Source organism: Nonomuraea sp. KM90, assembly GCF_052246675.1.
GTDB lineage: Bacteria > Actinomycetota > Actinomycetes > Streptosporangiales > Streptosporangiaceae > Nonomuraea.
Genome location: NZ_JBQQCB010000019.1, coordinates 129,700 through 150,994 on the forward strand (window position 1 = coordinate 129,700; position 21,295 = coordinate 150,994).

At 62.6% G+C, this 21,295-nt stretch carries 10 protein-coding genes; 9 read left to right on the top strand and 1 reads right to left on the bottom strand.

Annotated elements, in window-relative coordinates; genetic code table 11:
• Positions 1 to 17: 17 nt before the first annotated feature.
• Positions 18 to 1,232 carry a helix-turn-helix domain-containing protein gene (locus tag ACTWPW_RS21980; protein ID WP_443169775.1) on the bottom strand — a complete coding sequence of 405 codons (1,215 nt, stop codon included), beginning with the start codon at positions 1,230 to 1,232 and terminating at the stop codon, positions 18 to 20.
• Between the two features lie 781 nt (positions 1,233 to 2,013).
• Here ACTWPW_RS21980 and ACTWPW_RS21985 point away from each other — a divergent pair.
• The 9 genes from ACTWPW_RS21985 to mads8 all read left to right on the top strand — a co-directional run bounded on the left by ACTWPW_RS21985 (position 2,014) and on the right by mads8 (position 21,043).
• Complete coding sequence (locus tag ACTWPW_RS21985; RefSeq protein WP_443169776.1) at positions 2,014 to 2,280, top strand: winged helix-turn-helix domain-containing protein; 267 nt, start codon at positions 2,014 to 2,016, stop codon at positions 2,278 to 2,280.
• A 56-nt stretch (positions 2,281 to 2,336) separates the two neighbouring features.
• Positions 2,337 to 2,810 carry an NUDIX domain-containing protein gene (locus ACTWPW_RS21990; protein WP_443169777.1) on the top strand — a complete coding sequence of 158 codons (474 nt, stop codon included), beginning with the start codon at positions 2,337 to 2,339 and terminating at the stop codon, positions 2,808 to 2,810.
• A gap of 1,543 nt (positions 2,811 to 4,353) precedes the next feature.
• Positions 4,354 to 6,447 (top strand): methylation-associated defense system DNA methyltransferase MAD2, encoded by a 2,094-nt coding sequence (gene mads2 / locus ACTWPW_RS21995; RefSeq protein ID WP_443169778.1) that lies wholly within the window; start codon positions 4,354 to 4,356, stop codon positions 6,445 to 6,447.
• Positions 6,444 to 7,796 (top strand): methylation-associated defense system AAA family ATPase MAD3, encoded by a 1,353-nt coding sequence (mads3, locus tag ACTWPW_RS22000; protein WP_443169779.1) that lies wholly within the window; start codon positions 6,444 to 6,446, stop codon positions 7,794 to 7,796. The genes mads2 and mads3 overlap by 4 nt, the downstream gene beginning before the upstream one ends.
• Before the next feature lie 58 nt (positions 7,797 to 7,854).
• Positions 7,855 to 8,514 (top strand): methylation-associated defense system protein MAD4, encoded by a 660-nt coding sequence (mads4, locus tag ACTWPW_RS22005; protein ID WP_443169780.1) that lies wholly within the window; start codon positions 7,855 to 7,857, stop codon positions 8,512 to 8,514.
• Complete coding sequence (mads5, locus tag ACTWPW_RS22010; RefSeq protein WP_443169781.1) at positions 8,511 to 9,926, top strand: methylation-associated defense system restriction endonuclease subunit S MAD5; 1,416 nt, start codon at positions 8,511 to 8,513, stop codon at positions 9,924 to 9,926. Before mads4 ends, mads5 begins: the two co-directional genes overlap by 4 nt.
• Before the next feature lie 2 nt (positions 9,927 to 9,928).
• Positions 9,929 to 14,050, top strand: coding sequence for a methylation-associated defense system protein kinase MAD6 (gene mads6 / locus ACTWPW_RS22015; protein WP_443169782.1), 4,122 nt, complete (start codon positions 9,929 to 9,931; stop codon positions 14,048 to 14,050).
• On the top strand, positions 14,043 to 15,620 hold the full coding sequence (gene mads7, locus ACTWPW_RS22020) for a methylation-associated defense system protein MAD7 (protein ID WP_443169783.1): 1,578 nt from the start codon (positions 14,043 to 14,045) through the stop codon (positions 15,618 to 15,620). The genes mads6 and mads7 overlap by 8 nt, the downstream gene beginning before the upstream one ends.
• Entirely contained in the window at positions 15,617 to 21,043 is a 5,427-nt protein-coding gene (gene mads8 / locus ACTWPW_RS22025; protein WP_443169784.1) for a methylation-associated defense system ATP-binding protein MAD8, read from the top strand. Before mads7 ends, mads8 begins: the two co-directional genes overlap by 4 nt.
• The last annotated feature ends 252 nt before the right edge of the window (positions 21,044 to 21,295 follow it).

The following is a 21,295-nucleotide window of genomic DNA, read 5'->3' on the forward strand; positions in this document are numbered from 1 at the left end:
GCCCTCCATTGTCGTGCTCAGAGCAGCCGCATCACCTTGGCGAGGTTGAAGACCTCGCGCTGACGATGCAGCTTGCCGCTGTCTCGCAGGTCGCGCACGATGTTGCGGACCAACGGACGGTTCCGGACATGCTGAGGAGCTATCCGGTCGGCACGGAGCAGAGCGTCTGCCGCTTCGTTGTCTTTTCTGTTCATGTGATAACCCGCCGCGGTGCAGGTCCAGTAGTGGGCCTGACGTTCGGACGAGGCGATCTGCGCGATCTCGACGTGTTCGGCCCGGGTGATGACATCGCGGGGCCGGCCCAGCTCCATGCTGACCTCTACCGCGTGGATCGTCGTGTTCACCTGGTTGAACTGCGTCTGGAAGACGTTGCCGTCCCGCGGCAGCACATCGGCGACCCGGCGTGCCTCCTCGAGATGGCTCTCGGCCTCTCGTTGATCCCACAGACGGGAGTACGCCACGGCGGCCCGCAGATGCAGTGCGCCCCACATCGCCTTGATCGTGTCGTCTCCGCCCACGTGCGGTTCGATCTGATCGAGCGCCGACAGTGCCGCGTCCTTGGCGGGGTCGAGCTGCGCTTCGTGCAGCCACACACCGCACAGGTCCCAGCTCGCCGCAGCGACCAGGTCGGGGGCGCCGACCCGTTGAGCAGCGACGAGCTCACGCTGCACGGCAGTCCAGCCCAGATCGTGATGACCCAGCAGATTGGACGACACCCGCGCCATGTGGCAGGCCCGTAGCATCAACGCTTCGGCCCGATCGCGTTCGCCGGACGAGTCGTTGGTGATGGCGATGAGGTCGGTAAGGATGCTGGGCAACATCTCCCCCAGCGCGGTGAACTTGGCGTCCTGGCGGAGCTGCTCGGCAAGGCGGACGTTCGCCTCGAGCTCCTGCAACGACCGCGGCTCTCTGGCCGCCCGCAGCATGATCCCGGTGGGTAGCGAAGCCTGCTGAAGCGCGAGTCGGAGCCCTGGAACCGCTGCGTGCCCGGAGTCGAGCTCCGTCGTCTCATGCCGGTACGGCTGACCCGTAAGCTCGGCGACCTCTACCCCGAGCACCTCGGCGAGCTGCCCGACCACGCTCATACGGTCCAAAGGCAGTCGTCCGTTCTCCACCTTCGACAACCAGGAGACGGAACGGCCGATCTTCTCAGCGAGGGTTGCTTGATCCCACCCCTTGCGGTGACGAGCCCGCGCGATCCGCTGGCCCTGCGTCACGTACTCTGTTGCCACGTCCGAGCCCCTCCTTCTCGCCGTCGCTTGCTTCGACGATAAGGCGGATGACCTGCGTCACTGGCAGAAAAACTGCCAGTCGGCGGGCATGCGAAACCGCAGGTCGGGCTTGGACCTGCGGAAACGCTCGTCACAGATCAGTTGTGCATTGTGACGCTACGTGTGTGCTACCCGTGAGGTTCGGAGTGTCGTTACTTCGCCTCCCCTGCCATAAGCCGTCGCCACAGCGCTTCGGCGTCGCTTACTCTCAGCCGCGGGCTTTCGGCAATGCCCCACGGGAAGACGGACCGGTCGTGCCGCCGGATGAATCCCTGCCCGCCGGCCCGGCACTGCTCGAAGATGAGAGGCAGGCATTCGCAGGTGTAGGCCCGGACACGGGCTGGACTCGGACGCCGCTCGACGGGGGACCACCTCACCGGCTCCGCATCCGGACGAGGAGAGGCGGGGTGTATGCCATGAAAGTCGTCGAAATCTGACACAGGGCTCACCGTCCTTCGTAACGCGCGATCGCCAACGCGGCGCCGGTGGTGCCGACGGAGACCGCGATCGATGAACAGGCGCTGGCAAGCGGGCAGTCAACTCCAGTCGCACGGTGCACCCTCACGGGGCGTCCGACCAAAGCGCACCTACGGAGCCCCACCCAGCGGGGTCCTGGAGCTGCGCTCACCAACGCCATACCGTCAAGTTAGCAAGCCTGTAAGCCCCTGTCTACTCCATGGCATTCCATGAAACTCCACGATCCGGCATGAAGGACCGTGAAACGCCCTCCTACTCTCTTAGCGTGGCCAGATATGTCGAGCACACGCGCACCTGGGAGTTCGACGAGGACCGTTCCCGGTGGGAGCAGATCCTCGAAGTCCTCATGGAGCGAATCGACTCGGGCGAGTGGGGACCCAGGTTCAAGATCTCCGAAGTCAAGCTCATGGAAGAGTTCGGAGTCGCCCGCCCCACCATACGCAAGGCCATGGAACGCCTCAGAGGCGCCGGCAAGGTCTACACCGTCCCCAACCTGGGCAGCTTCGTCAAGGCCGAGAACGAGGCCGAATAGAGCGAGGACGCCGACGGTCTCAACGGCAGGCCCTCGGCGGAGTAGGCTCCGGGGACGTGAGCCAGCGGATCGACTACTACAACGACCCGAGCGCGCCAGCAGCCAACAGCCTGGTGCCGTCCGTGAACGTCGTGGTCACCAACGAGGCCGGCGAGCTGCTGCTCATCCGCCGGTCCGACAACGACAACTGGGCCCTACCCGGCGGCGCCATCGACCTCGGCGAGTCCATCCCTCAGGCGGCCATCAGGGAGACGCTCGAAGAGACCGGCATCACGTGTGAGATCACAGGCCTGGTCGGCACCTACAGCGACCCGGGCCACGTCATCCACTACACGAGCAACGACGAGGTCCGTCAGGAGTTCTCCCTCGTCCTCACAGCCCGCCCTGTCAGCGGCCTGCCAACGCCGAGTAGTGAATCACGAGAAGTCCGTTGGGTACCGCGGCACGAGGTAGGCAACTACGGCATGCACCGCTCGATGCGGCTCAGGATCAGTCACTACCTCCAAGGAGGCAACCTGCACATCGGCTGAGCCAGGCCGGGCCAACAGCGCCAACCACGACGCCCTACCTCAAGCAGAGCGCGCATAATCCCAGCTCAGCGCGATGCTAGATCAACTGGATGAGACTTTTCTCCACGGTTTCAAGGGCAGCCCGCCTGCGGCGGCCTGCCGCGCGTCGGGCGGTCGCTGGCCGCGCTGCGGCTCTTCGGCCGGTCGCGGCCAGCGCCGCCCTGCTACCAACTATCGCAAGGCTCCACAACCGGACGATTCACACAAACCACGACACCCGTCTCGAATCCTTCATGTCCTCCTAGGTACACAACCGCGTGCAGTGACTCTTGAGGTCGTGACGATCGCTGACTTCGGTCCCCTCGTATGCGGCTGGGGCGATCGGCTGCCGCGGCCTTCCTTCGTCAGGCCTTGCCACCGGGCTACCTGCTGCATCTGGGACTGCGACCTGGAAGGAGACCTACGGCCTCCAGTGCGCCATGAGGCGCTCTGGCGTATCCCCAGCTGAGCTGGGAGGTGTGGTCGCTCATGAGGTTCCCCAGGGGTTGGCTCACGTAATTCCCCCAGCCCCACCCGCTGACCGCGTGGCCCTCTCGCACGGACACGGCTGAGGCGGTGCCGCGGAGGCCGAATGATCAACGTGACGAGGCCCAGCCACAGCATGGTCATATGGACGGCACAGCCGACCTCAGCGGGCCTAACGGGCCACCGTCGAGTTGAACATCCTCAGCCCAGTCTTCGAATCGTTCGTCGTCTCCGGGACGGACATCACGAGCTACACCGTAGTGCAAGACGAGCGGTCACTGGGGGGATTGCGTGAGCGGATCGCTAGTGGGGGAAGTACGTGAGCGCTGACACCGCCGCCTGCTCAGCTGGAGCGACCCTAGACTGGCTCGAAGTCCACGAGCATGAGGAGCTCGCTCGCTCCGCCACGGTGGTCCTCTCCGGCGTCCGGCGCACCAGCAAGTCCATAGTCAACATGGATGCCCTCCACGCGACCGCTGCCCCGCAGTGGTCAGCGTCCCCTTCGACCGCACCTGGAAGAGGACTCAGAGTTCGACCTGGACCAACTCGCTGTCGCGACGCGTGAGGCGTACCTCCTCTTGGACGCGAGCGTCGGAGGTGGTTTCGCCCAGGTGTCATGATCTGCGAATCGATCGACCGGATCGCCCGCCGTGCTTACGTGGGTACGAAGATCGAGAACAACCTCGATCGGGCGGGTGTGCTCCTGTTCGCCGCCGACGAGCCCATCATGCTGAATGGCATGCCGACCAGAGCGGGCACAGCGGACGGCTTGCGAGCTGACCGACCCAGCGATGGCACTTCACCAACGACTACAAGCTGCGGTTCACGAGCAAATGTGCCAAGCCGCTCTCCGCGGGAGGCCCAGGCCAAGTCGGTTTGTCGGCCTTGGTCGATAATGTAATCAGAAAGTAGGGGGCTGTGTGGCTCTTTGTAGTCATGAACTACCCACTGAGCCGTAGGATTCGGGCCTACGGGCCCTGTTCGCCAGCTGCGGTGGCAGCGCCGATTAAGAACGAGTTGCAGACGAGGACACGGGTAGATGGAGCAGGTCAGCTTGGAAATGGGCGAGGTCAAGGCCGCCACAGCGGAGCCGACTGGGGTGGTGGTCTCCCTGGCTGACGACGAAGATATCGACTTCATCACCGGTAAAAGGATCAAGCTCAAGGGCAATGAGCACGTCCGGCAGGCCGTCGCGAAGGCTCTCGTCTTCGAGTACCGGATCCCAGTCGAGGACATGGCCAGGGACTACCCCATCCCCGTAGACAAGATCGGTCAGCGTAAGGCCACCAAGAAGGCCGACATCGCGATCTTCGAGCATGGGAAGCCGCACACCCTTGACAACCTGCGCCGGGTCGTGATCTGCAAGCCAGAGCCGAAGACCGGGCGGAGCGTCACCAAGCTCCGCACATTCAAGCAGGCATCGGCCGATCTGATAGCGCTGGAAGAACTGCTCGGCACGGAACGCACGCCGTTGGTCCAGTACGGCATGTGGACCAACGGCGTGGACCAGTTCTTCATCTACAAGGACTCCGGTCGATTCGGCGCCAGCTTCGAGCAGCTCTCCAACTGGCCTGTCGGCGACGAGTCCGGCGAGGACAGCCTCGCCCGTCCGTCTGTGGGCCGACTCCGGCTCGGCGAGGCCGGCGCGCTCAAGACCGCGTTCCGCCGCTGCCACAATTACATTCACGGCAACGAGGGCATGCCGAAGGATGCCGCGTTCTGGCAGTTCTTGTATCTGCTCTTCGCAAAGATGCACGATGAGAAGGTCAGCCGTCGCAACCGCAGCGAACCTCAGTTCTATCTGCTCCTTCGCGAGGGAGTGGATAGCAGCGACCTGAAGCCCGTCAGGAAGCGGATCCTCGACCTCTTCGAGGAGGTGAAGCGGGAGTATCACCCTATCTTTACCGCGAGCGACACGATCGATCTGTCCGACCGCGCCATCGCCTTCATCGTCGGCGAACTCGGGTCGTACAACCTGAGCGGCACAGACGCGGACGTCAAGGGGCTCGCCTACCAGGAGCTGGTCGGCACCAACCTGCGTGGCGACCGCGGCCAGTACTTCACGCCACGCGCTGCGGTCGCCCTGATGGTCAAGATCCTCGATCCGCAGGAGGGAGAGACCGTCCTGGATCCCTGCTGCGGAACCGGCGGATTCCTCCGCGAAACCCTGAGGCATCTGCTCGATACCTGGCGCAGGGAGGAAGGGACGACCGGGCAGCCCGACACCATCGAGCAGCTTGACCAGCACCAGGACCGGCTCCAGCGGTACGCTGCGGACCATCTGTTCGGTGCCGACTTCGACCGGTTCCTGGTCCGGGCTGCTGGCATGAGCGTGATGATGCTGACAGGCGCGCCGGGCAAAACCTTCCACATGGACTCCCTGGCCTTCCCCGAGGGGCACCTGGGCGGCGTGGACCAAGCCCGCGAAGAGATTCCGCTGGGCAGCATCGATGTGTTGCTGACCAACCCGCCGTTCGGCACCGATATCAAGATCGAGGAGCTGGACATCCTCCAGCAGTACCACGACGGCGTCGCGCAGTCCTGGACCAGAAACCGGGAGACCGGTGAGCTAGTCATGACTGGTTACTCCTCCGCGATGTCCCCAGAGCAGCTCTTCGTCCAGCGCTCGGTGCAATGGGTGAAGGAGGGCGGCCGGATCGGCATCGTGCTGCCGAACGGGATCCTGTCCAATCCCGGACCCTCCGACGAGTCGATCCGGCGGTGGATCCTGAAGAACTGCTGGATCCTGGCAAGTATCGAGTTGCCGGTTGAAGCGTTCATCTACGACGCCGGGGTTAACATCCTCACCACGCTCCTGTTCCTGAAGCGGAAGACGCGCGAGGAGATCATTGAAGAGGCCATGGCGGCGCCGCAGGATTACCCGGTCTTCATGGCCGTCGCTGAGAAGGTCGGTATCGATCGCCGCGGTAATACCGTCTACCGCCGTCACCCTGATGGGGAAATCATCCTGGAGATCGATCCCACCGAGGAACCCCGGACCTGGGTTCGGAACGGGGAAACCATCAAGGTGCCACCCCGCCTGCACAAGGCCATTGACAATGATCTGCCCGAGATCGCCGAGGCGTACAAGCGTTTCCGCCGGAAGTACCCTGAGCCAGGGCTTCGGCGATGATTACCCGGATCGAGGCGTACGGCTACCGCTGTTTCCCTAGGCTCAGCGTCGATCTGGATCGTTACCACGTCCTGGCCGGGGCTAACGGCGCGGGGAAGACGACGTTGCTCGATATCCCCACGCTCCTGGGCGATCTCCTCAGCCAGCAGCGCGCCGTCGGCGCCTTCCTGGAACGACAGGAGTACGGCAAGTCGGCACGTGCGAACACATTGACCGAGCTTGTCTACAAGGGTCAAGGCGACAGCGTGGCGTTTGCTGTCGAAGCCAAACTTCCCGACGCTGTAGTGGAAGTGTTGGCCGCGGCTAGTCAAGTTATGCTCGGCCGTCGACGGATCCCCACCCATCTGCGGTATGAACTCCGCCTGGAAGTCGGACCGCGTTCACTCGACGTGGCAGACGAGTATCTGTTCCTCTTCTCCGACGCCGGCATCCGCCCGGAACCTGGGAAATTTCCGCAGGGCAGGACGGTCAGCGGCACTGAGCTGGATCCCTCCGTCTGGCAACCGGTGATTCTTCGGGAAGGCCGGTCACCCACGCGGTTCATTCCCGAGACAACTACCCAGCCCGTCGATATCCACGGCACAAGCTCCAGTCGCTATTCGAAACAGGAAACGGCCGATCTGGGAAACGGCATCCCCTTGCGGGTTCCACCGAGCCAACTCGCGCTTGGCGCAGTCCCGGCTGATCCCACTCTTTTTCCTGCCGGGCTCTGGCTCGCCGACCTGCTTCGCGAGGGCGTGGTCTTCTTCACGCCCGATTGGGACGTGCTGCGCCGCGCGGCGGCACCAGGGGCACCCAACCGCTTGGTATCGGGAGGTGAGAATCTGCCGTGGCTCGCGCTCGACCTGGAGCAACGACATCCCGACCGCTTCGCCTCCTGGGTCGACCATGTTCGTACCGCGTTGCCTCAGGTGACCGGGATCAGCGCGACCGAGCGGCTCGACGATCATTATGCCTATTTCTCCGTGGAGTACGCCGGAGGCTACCGGGTCACTTCATCCGGGCTTTCCGACGGCACGTTGCGCATCCTGGCGATGACACTGCTGCCGTACCTCGACGAGGAGGTAATGCCCGGACTGCTCGTCACTGAGGAGCCAGAGAACGGCATCCATCCCCGCGCGATTGAGACGGTTGTCCAGTCGCTGAGTTCGCTCTATGACAGCCAGGTCTGGGTCTCTACTCACTCCCCGATCGTTCTCGCGCACACCGATCTAGCGGACGTGCTGGCCGCCCGGCTCAACAATGACGGCAGCGTCAGCGTAATCCCCGGCAATGAACATCCGCGGTTGCGTGACTGGCAGGGCGCGCTCGATATCGGCACACTGTTCGCCGCCGGAGTTCTATCATGAGAACTGCCATTCGCTCTACCCTCAACTTCGCCTTCCCCAAAGTCGCGGGAGCCCATCCGTGGTCAACTCTTCCCCCCAGTTACAGCGCGATATTGTCTTCCTGGTGGCGGACGGAGGCATGGAGCAGATGCTCCGCGGTTTCTTCGGCCGCGACCAGTTCCATCGTTCCCTCGCGTGTGGCGCGTTCGACTTCGATCCCAGCCAGGACATCGTGGTAGCGCCAACCAAGGATCCCGGGGTATACAGCACGGCACACGAGCTGCTTCGCCCTTACGAGGCGTCGCACCACCGCGCGGTCGTCATGCTGGACGCCGCCTGGGATGGCAGTCCTGGCTCACCCGCGATCTACGACCAGGTCAAGCTAAAACTGACCGGCGTTTGGGACGAATTCGCAGTCGTAGTGATCGACCCAGAGTTGGAAGCCTGGATTTGGCAGGACAGTCCGCATCTCGCTGAGGTCTTCAAATGCCCTGCCGACTTCCGCGCGATCCTTGCCAAGAGCGGCCACTGGCCCGCGACTATGAAGAAGCCCCCGGACCCGAAGGCTGCTCTTGACCACCTGCGCCGCCGCTACAAGCTTAAGATCTTCAACGCGGACTTCCGCAAGCTCGCCGCCAGAATTTCCGTACGGCACTGCGAAGACGCCGCCTTCAACCACCTCTGCAACTACCTGCGCGCCTGGTTCCCAGCGAGCTACGGCCCATCGGAGCACTCGTGAAACTCGCCTCCATCGACAACCCGGTCCGGTTGAGCTGGCTCACCGACCAGAGCCACCGCCTCGACGCCAGCCCCTACTTGTCGGGTTCGTACGAGGCAAAGAAACTCCTAGAACGATTCCCTCGAACACAGCCTCTCATGCAGCTGACCGAGGATAATGCCGGTATATTTCACGCTGGCCGCGTATCTCGCCGTTGGGTGACAGATCCCATTCATGGAATCCCATTCTTTTCTAGCACGGACATTCTTGAGGCAGACTTTTCCCACCTCCCTCTGATTTCCAGAAAATCAGTCAAAGAGAATCCTCGCTTGCTGATTAAGCGAGATTGGACTCTAATCACTCGATCTGGAACAGTTGGAAGAATCGCATATGGGCGCCCCGATTTGGACGGATTTGCTTGCAGCGAACATGTTATGCGCGTAGCTGCTGACGGCAAGAAGATCTTGCCGGGATATCTCTATGCTTTCTTGAGTAGCCGCTATGGAATCCCGATGATCATCAGCCAGGCATCCGGGTCGATCATTCAGCATATCGAGCCTGATAGTATCGCCGATCTACCGATTCCCCGGTTTGACGGCGATGTAGAGACCCGGATTCACGAGTTGATCCAGTGGGCTGCCGAACTTCGTGCCAAGTTCCAGGCCGGAGTCAACGCCGCCACACGTGATCTCTTCGAGAGCGCAGGGATCCCCGAACTTCTCGACCTGCGCTGGCATGACCAGCCAAGAGATGTGGATTTCACCGTCTCTCACTTGAGGCCAGAAACACTACGTGCGCTGAACTACTCTCCCCGCATTAAGCGTATTATCGAGCGCATAGGGGCGGTCCCCCATCGAACTCTGGGTGCCATCTGCACCGGCGGACAACTAAGTCGCGGGAATAGATTTGTTCGCATCGACAGCGCCCCCCAGCATGGAATCAAGCTTGTCGGCCAGCGCCAAGGATTCTGGACAAGACCAGAAGGGCGTTGGATCACACTAAAACCTGGCGAACTTACCCAGGTTCTCGCCAAGGACGAAACCGTCCTAATGGCAGCCAGGGGAACTCTCGGCGAGCACGAAGTGTATTGTCGGTCCTTGTTCGTTACGGGATCATGGCTCAAGAATGCCTACTCAGAAGACTTCCTTCGTATCGTATCAGGGGATCCGCAATATCCCGGTGCCTATCTTTTCGCCTTCCTTCGATCCGAAGCAATGTTCCGGGTCTTCCGCTCCATGAGTACAGGCGGAAAGCAACAGGACATCCATGAAGGGCTTCGCCAGCGGATTCCCGTGCCGGAATGCACTCTCGCCGATCGGGAACGGATCGCCGAGACGGTTCGGCAGGCGTATCGGTGGCGGGATGAGGCCGATGTGAAGGAAGATCAGGCGTTGGCTCTGTTGGATGACGCGGTGCGAGAGGCGGCACGGTAGGTATGGCGCAGATCCTCGGTGGCGGCCCCCCGGTCAACGAGGCCGAGCGTCAGGCGATCGCCTACTTTCGCGACCATGCCCCGGATTACTGGCTCGTCCTGCACAACATTGAGCTCCCGGTGCGCGGCGGCGTCTACGAGGTCGATCTCGCTGTCGTCACCGACCATGCCCTCTGCCTCATCGACGTCAAAGGCGTCCGTGGGCGAGTGGAGGTCATCGGGGGCAAGTGGTACCCGTCGCGGCGTGCGTCATACGGCTCGCCTGTGGCGAAGCTGCGCGGACACGCCAAGGCACTGAAGGGCGTTCTCGAACGAGCGGATCCGGCGTTGAGTCGGGTCTTCGTTGACGCAGTGGTGCTGCTGACCGCCGATGATGCCCAGTTGATCGACACCAACAACCGCCCGGAAGCCGACGCCAACCATACGGCCACGCTCCTCGACGTGGTCCGGATGCTTCAGGACGTCTCGCGGGTCCGGACGGGCTTCGTCCGCGACATCAGGCCCTACAGCGAAAAACTGGTGACCGCGCTTACCGGGAGCGTCCAGCATCCGACCGGACCGCAGCGGTTCGGAAACTGGGAAGTTGTCGAACGGCTCGGCGGGACCGACGAGGTCACCGAGTATCGCGCGGTCAACGCGACGACGCGGTCCGGAGACAAGGTCAGGCTCCGGGTCTATCGCGCCGACCCGTTCCTGCCGGAGGCGCAGCGGGCCGCTGAACGGCTCGCCATCGCGAACGCGTACGAAGTTCTGACCCAGATGCCGCCGCACGAGTGCGTCGTCGGACGCCGTGATTTCTTCGCCATCGAGGACGAGAGCCAGTTCGTCCTCGTCCTGGAGGATGTGCCCGGCAAAGCCCTCCGAGTGTTCCCCGTCAATCACAGAAGCGCCCTCACCGCCGACGCCAAACTCAGGGTGATCGGAGATCTGCTTCGAGGCCTCGCGCACGCGCACGCGTACCGGGTGATCCACCGGGCGCTGTCCCCTGACGCGGTGCTGGTTACCGGAGCCAGCAAGGCCTTGCTGACCGGATTCGACTATGCCCGCCCAGAGGCTCCACGTGATCACACCGTCGTCAACCGACTGGCGGAAATCCTGGATCCCGTCTATGTCGCTCCCGAATGTCAGGAGCGAGCACAGGCGATGAACCGCGCCTCCGATGTCTACTCGGCAGGGATAATCGCGTATCAGCTGCTCACCGGTGAGCTGCCCTTTGTCTCCACCGCCGATCAGTGGGAGCGCGGGAGCGTTCTGCCTCCTGAGCCGATGGCCAACGCCGGCCTCCCAGAGCCCATTGTCGAGCTGTTGCAAAAGATGTGCGCCCGCGCGCCATCCGCACGCCCATCGGCGGCTGACGCGCACAAGGCGCTGACCCTCGCGAGAAGGGGCCGGCTTCCCAGCCAGGACAGCGGGTCGAACGGCACTCCATCAGGCGGCGTTAGCAGCGCCGCGGGCGGCGCGGGGTTGGCTCCCGACTATGACAACCTTCCCGATGGCTATCAGCTCACCTCGCAGTACACGGTGCAACGCAAGCTCGGCAAGGGCACGTTCGGTGCGGTCTATCAGGTCTTCGACAACCTCGCCGGGACCGACCAGGCCATCAAGATCGTGATCAGAGACCGCGACTCGGTGGTGGAACGCCTTCGTCAGGAATATCAAGTCCTGCGCGGGCTCTCCCACCCGAATGTCGTCAAGGTCGAGGGAGCTTCCTACCTCGACGGCGGAACGTATCCGTATCTCATCTTCGAATACCTGGATGGGCAGGAAGTCGGAACTCTAATCAAGGGTCGGCCCCTCGGTCCGGCCGACGCCGTCAAGCTCGCAGCCGATGTGGCGCGGGGGCTGGTCTACCTGCACGAGCAGGGCGTGTATCACTGCGACATCAAACCGCGCAATCTCATGCGTACCGACAACGGCTGCAAGATCATCGACTTCAACGTCGCGGTGACTGCCGGATCGAGCCTGTCCAAAGCGGGAGGAACCACCCCCTACGCCCCGCCCGATCGTCCCGTCGGACCGCCCAGCACCGCCGACCTCGTGGACCGGGACATCTACTCGCTCGGCGTGACCTTCTACGAGGTGCTGACCGGGCTGTGGCCGTTCGCCTCAAGGGGCGGCGCCGACATCGGCGAAACCCCGACCGACCCGACCACACTTCATGGGCTGACGGATCTCGCGCCGGAACTCGCCGCGGCGGCAATGAAGGCGATCGCTCCGCTGCGTGGTGCCCGATTCACCAGCGCGGCCGAATTCCTGGCCGCGCTGGAGGCGATCGGGGAGAACGTCCACCGGCGACTGCCCCTGCTGGTGCCCGACCCACGTCCGAGACCGTCGGCACACAGCATCAATCCGTTCGTCGACCACTTGAAGTCGCTCTACAGCCAGAGCACCAGCAGTAACGCGGGTACCCGTAGCCAAGGCGCGTATGACCTCTACGTCGCAACTCAACTCGACACCAGGCTCATCCCGGACGTGCTGGCTGGCAGATACCGGCTGGTCGTGATCACCGGTAACGCCGGAGACGGCAAGACTGCCTTCCTGGACAATCTGATCAAGAAGGCGGAGAAGAGTGGTGGTGTCAGAGGTGAGCCCCGCGACAACGGCGTAGACATCCGCCTGCTCGACGGCCGATGGCTGCGGACCAACCATGATGGCAGCCAGGACGAGGGCGAAACGGCCAACGACGAGGTTCTCCTTAACTTCTTCGCCGCGTTCGCCGGAGATTCGGAGGAGTTCCCTGACTCTGGGGAAACCCGGCTGATCGCAATCAACGAGGGACGGCTCGTCGATTTCATCGCCACCCACGAGAAGGCGTTCGGCCGGCTGGGGCAAGCCGTACGAGACGGCCTGAAAGGTGATCTCGCGCGAGATGGCGTCGCGGTGGTCAACCTCAACCAGCGCAGCGTCGTCGCGGTCACCGACGAACAGTACGGGTCGTCGATCTTCGATCGGATGCTGGCCCGAATGACCGACAAACAATTCTGGGCCGAGTGCGAATCCTGCGAGCTGGTCAAAACGTGCTACGCACCGCACAACGCCCGGACATTGGCACACCCCAGCGCGGGTCCGAAGGTCGTCGCCAGGCTACGTGAGCTCTACACACTCACGCACCTGCAGGGCAAGCTGCATATCACGATCCGGGACCTGCGCTCGACACTGGCCTACACTCTCACCTCCGGTCGGGACTGCGCGGAGATTCACGATCTCTATCGCGCCGGGACCCCGGAGGAAATTCTCTCCGGCTTCTACTTCAACAGCTGGAGAGGAGCGTCGGACACCGAGGACCGTCTGCTGACTTTACTGCGCGAGGTGGACGTCGCCCGCGTGCCGGACCCCGCGCTGGATCGCAGGCTCGACTACGTCGGGCCGGATGCGGGACAAGCGGTCATGACAGTGGACCAGCGTGGCTCCTACGATGTCGAGCTGTTGAACGCGCTCTTCTCGCGTCTGTCGCGGAGCACGACCGCGGGCGCACGCCGGCCCTCCGCACACATGTCCTACTTGGCCTCGGCCAGGCGACGCTTCTTCTTCGAATGCGTGGACGACCTCCGGTCGGAGCGCATGCTGCCCTACCGCTCCGCCGGCCGTTTCCTCTCCCTGCTGGAGAATCCAGCGCAGGTCGCAGTGCACCTTCCGGAACTCGTCGCCGCGATCAACCGCGGTGAAGGGCTGTCTGACCCCCGGCAACTCGGCGATGATCTCGCCCTGCAGATTCGAAAGGTCGTCGGAGGAACTATCCGCAGTTACCGGCTTTTCCGGGCCTCTACCCTCAGTCTCTCCGCGTACGGCGCCACCGGCTCTCCCTATCTGGAGCAGCAGCCAGACGGGCTCGTCCTGCGGTTCGAGGATGGCGATCACTCAGCTGAACTGCGGATCCAGCTCGACCTTTTCGAACTGCTGCACCGGCTGCAGGGCGGCTATCTTCCCGGAGTGGCCGAGCAGCAGGGGCTCTATCTTGGGCTGACCATTTTCAAGAACCAATTGTCCGCCACGCCCTACCAGGAGGTAGTGCTCACCACCGGCGGCCAGGATCTGAGAAAAGTCTCTCGGGAGTCGAGTAACCGTCTGGTCATGCAGGTCATTCCGATGCGATCAGCGGCAGGAAGGGGCGAAGACGATGCATAAAGATCACAAGGAATTTCGCTTTCCTGGTGTGAGCTATCTGGACTACAAACAGGTGGAGATGGACCGGGTTCTCACCGCGTTCATGCCCCGGCTCTGGTTCCAAGGCAGGTCCAGTGTCATCTCCAGGACCGCTGATCTTACCGTCGAGGACTTCGCCGAAGCTTTCCTGGAACATCCCGAGTCATTCAGTGGCTTCGATTCCGACACGACCCGGCGCTGGCTGGAGACCCATCTCCTGGACGTGGTCAACCGGGGCAAGAGCACACAGGCAGTAGCCGGACTTCGGCCACTACATGGTTTCACCTACCGCTTCAGAAATTCCCGCAGGTCCCGCCCCTATAACGCGGACGAGCAGCTTTACGCCATGCTCCTGCATGCCTCACGAGGGCGTGGCGCAACGACGCTTCAGCTGTTGCGCGAATTTTTCTTCGAGGGAGCGGATCGGCGAACCGAAGCTCCGCAACTGGGTGTGGAAATCGATGTAGAGACCCAGGCACTGATCAACCTCTCGGTGGCGGAGCGGGGCGCCATCACTGATCGGGAAGCTCGCAAGGTGGCACCATTCCGCCCACCGCTCTACCCCGAGGCCTCCGATCTGCTCGCCGATGACGTGCTGCGACTGCTCCGTCACCAAAACCATGTGCCCCGGACCGTGCTGATCGACTATCTGAAGATCCTATTCGCCTTTCATCTCGCGCTATACCATCTGCGGATCACGAAGTCGTTGCCAGCCCTGCTCAAGGGCAGCCCGTCGGTTGAGCACGGGTTCTTCCTCGACGTCGCCGGAATCACCGCCACGCCGGTTGCCCGGCTGGCCGAACGGAGCGCGGCCTCCTGGTTCAACCGCATCCCTGAGTTCGTCCGAGCGACCTTCGCTGTACGGAAACTCGATGAGTTCGCCGCCCAGCTGGCCGATCTCGGGAAGCTTCCCCGGCCTGCTCGAAACTTCTTCCGCGTGGACGAATTGCTGGCGCTCCAGGGTCCGGCGTGGGAAGCCGACCGGAGGAATTTCTTCGGGCGGCGCCTCTCCGGACTGATGGAGGAGCTTCGAGGTGCCGACGGTGGGGTGGACGAGCAGATCTCACAGATCGTCAAACTCGGACTAGACGACTTCACCACCTACATCGAAGTCATCGCCGCGCGGCGGGTGAAGTTCCATCGCCAATATCTCAGGGAGTGCCTGGACTCACTGCTGTTGAAGAACCGGCCAGGAGCGATGATCGCACAGCCCAACAAGGGCGACCGACGGTTCATCCTGGATAGTCGGCTACTTGAGGTCCTGCTCCAGCTCTCCCTGCTGCGGCAGAGCCCCGGTGGGGGATTTCAAACTGCACCGCTTCGTGTGGATGAGTTCCTTTCAATCCTGCGTAACCGCTATGGCATCTATATCGATCAGTTGCCGCCAGGTGATGGCTTCGAACGGGCGACCATCACAGACCAGCGGGCGCTGAAGGCGAACCGCGACGCCTTCACATCGCGGCTCCGCGAGATTGGTTACTACTCGGATCTCTCTGACGCGTACCTCACCCAGACCATCATCCCTCGCTACACCATTGGATCAACGCGATGAGCAACGGTCTTCGCGAACTACGCGATGATGACCTGGACGCGGCGCTGGAAGCAGCCCTTACCCCACGGCTGACAGGGATTCTGGAAGCCCGGCAAGCTGGGCACTGCATGCGGATCACGGACCTTGGCGCGGCCCTTGCGATCCGGCTCTGTCGCCGGGTGCGTGCGGCGGTGAGCCACAACGCCCAAGTCTATGTACTGGGTGAGTCTCCCGACGTGCCCGCCGAGGTGGGGGTCAGCAGCACCAAGCTCGTCGAGCTCCGTAACCCGGACGCACGTGGCCGGCAGCGGCCCCCGCTGCTAGCCTTCGTCCCACCAGGTACGCATGCCAGCGCGGAGGACTCTTTTGGCATCGCCACCTTCGAAGAGCTCAATCTCGGCGATGTCTACCACGATCTTGCTGGCCGGATCCGCCGAGAGCTTCCCCTTGAGCTGGGATACGGCATCGATAGCCTGTTCACTGCTCTCAACGATCAGAAATGGGCCTATAGCGAGTCTTACGCACGCGCCCGGTATCTGTTGACGATCCGACTCAACGAGAATGACCCGGTGGCAGCTGGGGCAGCGCTCTTCGAACTCGGTCTGATCCCTGACTTTGATCTGTTCAAGGATCCCGCACAGGTGCTGACGCGGGCAGCCCGCAACGTCAGGCAGATGCAGATCCTGAACCGGCACGAGTCTTCAGAGCGGTCGCGGGTCATCGAACTCCAGCTCAGCGATACTGACTTTCAGTCGAAGCTGGCCGCATTCGTCGTTGGCGTCGGTCTGGAGGATCCTCGGGAGTGGACCCGTCGCATTGTGGTGGACCGCGCGAACTGGCGGCTCGCATTCCAGCACTGGCCGCTTCGCGTGGAACGCCCAGTGCAAGAGATCCGCATCACCGTCGGCGAAGTCGACCTCCCGCGAGCGGGCGACCGTCCCGAGCACGCCGAAAGCCCGGCTCTGCGAAATCTCACCGGACAGCTTTTCCTGATCGCGGGAAAACAAGGACCTACTCAGCTTCCCCTTACCTTCCAGGTAGCACCTGATCCACGACAGGTACCGGGCCTCGTGAAGTTCAGCGTCCAGCTCTGGTCGGAGGAATTCGGGCAGACCGGCGTCGCCTCAGCGGCCGTGGCGGGCAAGACAGGGAAGACCTCATACAAAACCACGCTCAAGAAGCTCCGCGCCGCCAACCTCGAAGAGGGCTGGCACTTCGTCCGGGTCGTTCCACTCGACGACGAGGGGCTGCCGATGGCGACGCAGCCCGGCCCCAATGACGAGCAGCCCCTGAACGAAAGCGACCGGTTCTTCGTCATCGTCGATGACGAAATGGACGACCCCCCTCCACAGAACCGAGCGGGGAAAGACATTGGCGTCACGCACGCGTTGCGCAGGTTGGGATTCGCCGCGCTCGCGGACGGGCGTGACTGGCGTGCCATCCATTGCCGATCCGTTGCGTGGAAGAGCGCGCAGGGGGCCGGGAGGAACACTCTGGTGGCCGCGTTCGGCGCGCACGGCTCAACGGAAATCGGGGTCTCCCCCGCGCTGGCCGACCTGCAGCGTGCGATTCTCGGCGATCCGGATAGCATCTGCCGCTGGCGGCTGCCTATCAAAGGTGGACAGGCCGATGCGCCCACACCGGAGCTCCTGCACTGGTCAGGGGAGATCGATGGTGACGAGAAGTTTCTCGCGACACGAGCCGCATTGTTCGCCGCTATCAGAGGAGCCGAAGGGCTGATCGTCGAGGGTGCTGACTTCAACACCCTCCGTGACCTGATCCATGCCTACGCGATGGCGTATTGGGAGTTGCTGCGAGCGCGCCTCCAGCGCGCCGAACGGGCGGGTGACGACGAACTCCCCGCCTACCTTCGCGGCTTGAACGCACTTCTTCAGATCGATACCGTCGAAGCCGACTGTGTCAGCCCCGAGGGCATCCATCGGCTGGTGACCATAGTGGCACCGACACACCCCCTCCGGCTCCTCTGGCTGGCCACCTGGGCTGAACTCGGACGCCACTGGTTGGACAACGCTGCGGAGAATGACCCAGACGCGCTCAATATCGCATGGCACACCCTGGTGGGGATGACTCCGCTGGGATTTCCCATCGCAGTACCGCGCGACGGCAGGCAGCTCAGCATCGCGGCAAGTGACCTCAGCCCCTTCTGGGGTGTCTGTCTGCCGACCGACACGGATGATCCGCAAGGCCTCCTGGCCGAACTCGCTGCCGGGCTACGCCTTCCTGATAGGTGGCTCGGCGGACAGGCCGTCTCGGGGCGTCAACTCGCCAATCGGGTTGCACGGTATGTGATGCTTCACCCGTATGTCGGCACACTCGTGATCAGCGCGGTGAACGCGGGAAGCGCCGATCACCTCGCCGACATGCTGGTCGACCTCGCGTCTCAGAAAGAGACCAAGGACGTCAACTTTGACTTGCGACTTTTCACCCATGAGCCGAATGCCCAAGGGCAAGGTGACGCCCTGGCCGCGCTGCTACGCGGTGAATGGAGCACGGCTGCCGCCGCCGAAGCATTTCATACGCGATCCAAGTCCGGAATCGTTCCCAAGCTTGCGGTGGCCATACGCCCACTGAGTGAATTTCGTGCGGCAACCAGCGAGCATCCGGCACACGTCACGTTCCTGTTCGACGCGTTCAGCGGGGAAACCTTCACCGCCGCTCGCGGTGAAGAAGCCGCGATGACGCCCGTTCATGGGCTCCGTCAGGACGTGACCGTCATCTACGCCGAGGACGTCCAGAACACCGCCGAGGAGACGGACGGCGAACGAGCCACGTGGCGCAAACTGCCCCGGCACGGCCCCGCATACCCGATTCCTGGTGCTGAGGAATTCTCCGATCTGCTGGCCGCCCTACCCCAAGCGATCTCTGCTGCCGCTGCCGCGGTGACAACGGGCGAAGTGGGCACGGGCCTGGTCCCGCAAGTCACGCTAGCGCTCACTCCGCAGGACAACACCCTTCTTCACCAAGCGCACCGGTCCAGCGACTGGGTCGTCACAGTCGATCGGACGCTGGGCGTGGAATATTTCGACCGGCCGAGCAGCGAGAAACGACCCGACTACGTAATTGATTTCGATGTTGAGAGCGCCGAGGGGCTAGGCCATCACATCGTGGTCAGCTCCCGGTCTGTCGACGAACTTCGTGCCCTCATGGCTCCCGTCATCGCGCAGCATGGGCTGACGCTCGATCCGCGGCACACCACGACCTTCTTCGATCAACTCCGGCTACTCTCCGGACGGCTCGCCTTCAAACTCGCCTCAGCGGCGTCCACCGCGCAGACCGAAGTTCTGGGCCTGTCTCTGGCCCGGCTCTTTCTCGATTACCAGGGAGTTCTCGCCGATCAAATCGTCATCCCGCTGGACGCGCACCTTGAACTCTATCGGGGCCCACGCCAGCGGGTTGACGAGGTGGGCGAAGCGATCGGGTTCAAACGTGCCGATCTAGCCCTTTTTGGACTCAATGCCCGGAACCGCACCCTCACGTGCCGGTTGGTCGAGGTGAAGTGCTATCGCAACCTGTCGGCGTATCCGCAGCTCAAGGAGGAGATGACTAAGCAGGTCAACGAGAGCGCAGCTGTACTCGCCGAACATTTCGACCCACGGCGTACTCAGCCTGATCGGCCTGATCGTGCGGTGAAAAACGCCGAACTCGCAACGCTGCTCCGCTCCTACCTGGGCCGTGCCGTGCGGCATGGAACAATGCGAGCGGACGCCGCCCGGGAGGCGCAATGGATGCTTGACCGGCTCGACGGTGGCTACCGGTTGGAGTTCACCCGGACTGGTCTGGTCTTCGATCTCGCCAGCAACGGGTCGGGCTTGGAGGTGGAAGATGGCATTGAGTTTCACCGTGTTGGAAAGAATCTCGCGGAAGAGTTGATCGAAGCCGTTCCGACCGATCCTGTTCTTGACTCCCGCGCCACGTCCGCGACCCTGGGCGCTCTCGCGCTGTCCGTTCCACGGCTGACCGATGCCGCCTTCCGTGCACCAACGCGTACTCACGAGGTGCCCGATGATCCGATCCTTCCCGTCGATCCCGACGAGGACCTCGCGCCCGCAGTCGATGACGACCTGGGGTCTTCCCGGATAGAGCCGACAGCCCAACCGCAGGAACCGGAAATTCCAGAGGACCTCCACGTCGGCAGCGATCCCGCGCTGGAAACATCTATGAAGCACCCCGTGATCTCTGAGCTAGAAGCTGTCAGACAACCAGAGTCAGTGCGCCGGCCCGAAACCGAACCACCGGACATCTTCCTAGGATCCAGTACTCCGTCACCTCAGTACGGTGTTCTCGGGGAGATCGCTGGACGGCGTATTGCCCTGGACCTCAATGAGACTCACACGATCAGCCTCTTCGGTGTTCAAGGCGGCGGGAAGAGCTACACGCTTGGGTCGATCATCGAGGCCGCCTCGCTCGCCGTCCCGTTGGTCAATGAATTGCCGCACCCTCTCGCGACGATCGTGTTCCACTACAGCCCGACTTTGGATTATGCGCCGGAATTCACCAGCATGGTCGCGCCGAACGACAATGCCGCTCAGATCGCTCTGCTTCGGGAGCGCTATGGGGCAGCGCCCGCAGCGCTTCAAGATGTCGTGATGTTGGTGCCAGCCGATCAGCTTGATCAGCGTCGTGCGGAATATCCCAGTATCGAGGTCCTCCCGCTTAAGTTCGGTTCCAGTGAGCTTCGCGCAGAACACTGGCGCTTCCTAATGGGGGCTATCGGCAACCAGTCCACCTATATCCGGCAACTTCAGCGAATAATGAAGGCACACCGCAACGATTTGCGGCTTGAAATCATCCGTCATGGAGTGGAACAATCCGGGCTCTCCGACAACCTAAAACAACTCGCCCAGCAGCGACTCGACCTCGCGGAGGAATATATTGACGACGGCGCACGAGTAAAGGAACTGGTGCGACCAGGTCGTATGATCATTGTTGACCTGCGAGACGAGTTCATTGAGAAGGACGAAGCGCTCGGACTGTTTGTAGTCCTCATGCAGCTCTTCGCCGAGGCTCAAGACAATGGCCGACGTTTCAACAAGCTAGTGGTTTTTGATGAAGCCCATAAATATATCGAGAGTCCCGACCTCGTGGCCGGACTAGTGGAAAGTGTCCGCGAAATGCGACACAAGGGCATGAGTGTCCTGGTCGCCAGCCAAGATCCCCCTTCCGTGCCGATCTCCCTTATTGAACTCTCCAATCATGTGATCTTGCACAAGTTCACGTCACCGGCCTGGCTAAAACATCTGCAGAAGGCAAACGCGTCCCTGGCTGATTTGACATCTACCAAGATGGCAGCGCTAGCACCCGGCGAGGCCTATATTTGGTCCAGTAAAGCGACCGACTCCGCGTTCACCCGAGGTGCCGTCAGGGTACGCTTCCGCCCTCGCATCACCCGCCACGGAGGCGGCACCAAAACTGCCGTCAGCTGAGCGTATTTTGGGCATTTTCGTGCACCTGGCGGAGGAAGGATCGGTAGTGTCGCACCCCAACCCTGCCCAGAGCTGAGGACGCGTTCTGTTCCGGGCGGTCTCGCTTCGGTGCCACCAGCAGCTTTAACCCGAGTTTCGCAGTTAGTGGGCAGACGAGAGCGCTGAATTGGGTGTTTGACCTGGGACAACGGGCGTGGGAGAGCCTGCGAGTCGTGTGTCCACGCCTGTGTGCTGGGTTCTTGCTGGTCGGAG

Excerpts from the sequence above, each read along its gene's own strand:
- mads2 (WP_443169778.1), top strand. The coding sequence starts at position 4,354 with ATGGAGCAGGTCAGCTTGGAAATGGGCGAGGTCAAGGCCGCCACAGCG.
- mads3 (WP_443169779.1), top strand. The coding sequence starts at position 6,444 with ATGATTACCCGGATCGAGGCGTACGGCTACCGCTGTTTCCCTAGGCTC.
- mads6 (WP_443169782.1), top strand. The coding sequence starts at position 9,929 with ATGGCGCAGATCCTCGGTGGCGGCCCCCCGGTCAACGAGGCCGAGCGT.
- mads7 (WP_443169783.1), top strand. The coding sequence starts at position 14,043 with ATGCATAAAGATCACAAGGAATTTCGCTTTCCTGGTGTGAGCTATCTG.
- mads8 (WP_443169784.1), top strand. The coding sequence starts at position 15,617 with ATGAGCAACGGTCTTCGCGAACTACGCGATGATGACCTGGACGCGGCG.